The 778-nt window shown below is 58.2% G+C and carries 1 protein-coding gene; it reads right to left on the bottom strand.

Translation table 11 applies throughout. The annotated features are described in order from the left end of the window. Nucleotides 1-778: malonyl-CoA decarboxylase (locus JQC81_RS32580; protein ID WP_203275886.1), on the bottom strand; the 778-nt coding region annotated here is incomplete at both ends.

Raw genomic sequence — 778 nt, 5'->3', positions numbered from 1 at the left:
GACGACCTTTGGGATCCCTGACCTTCAGGAAGTAGTAGGCTGCAGCAGGGAGAAGTACGGCGCGAATTTTCTCAGCTTTTTCCAAGTCCTCATGCCAGGCAGGCTCATCGAGGACCATCAGCATTTCCTTGGCCGCGGTATCCAGGCAGGCTGATCCTTCCGCCATACGCTCACGAGCAAGCCATGCCGCAAAGCCCGGGACAGGTGAGAGGGTCACGAATGTCCTTAGGTTCGGCAACTCCCGCTTGAGGTTCTCCACAACCTGCTTGATCAAGAAGTTGCCGAAGGTAACGCCACCCAAACCTCTCTGCGTGTTCGAGATCGAGTAGAAAACCGCGGTCGTTGCCTCTGTCGCCGCGATCGGCGTGCGAGCCAGATCGAGGAGCGGGCTGATTGCAGCGGGAGTCTCCCTTGTCAGTGCGACCTCGACGAAGATAAGCGGTTCGTCGACAAGCTGCGGGTGGAAGAAGCCGTAGCAACGGCGATCCTCAGGCTCAAGGCGATTGCGCAGGTCATCCCAGTTCTCAATCGCATGCACCGCCTCGTAACGGATGATCTTCTCCAGAATGTTGGCAGGCGTGGTCCAGTCGATCGGCCGCAGCACCAGGAACCCCCGATTAAACCAGGACGAGAAAAGATGAGCAAAATCAGCATCGACGCACCGCAGTCCAGGGTTTTCCTTGACGTGGTCGCTAAGCTCCGCACGCATTCTGATCAGGGCTGCGGTACCACCTGGGGCGAGATTGAGCCTCCGGAACAGTTCCTGTCGTCGAGGCTC

The sequence above is a fragment of the Microvirga arabica genome (assembly GCF_016811235.1).
Lineage (GTDB): Bacteria > Pseudomonadota > Alphaproteobacteria > Rhizobiales > Beijerinckiaceae > Microvirga > Microvirga arabica.
This window is presented reverse-complemented; position numbering and strand designations above follow the sequence as displayed.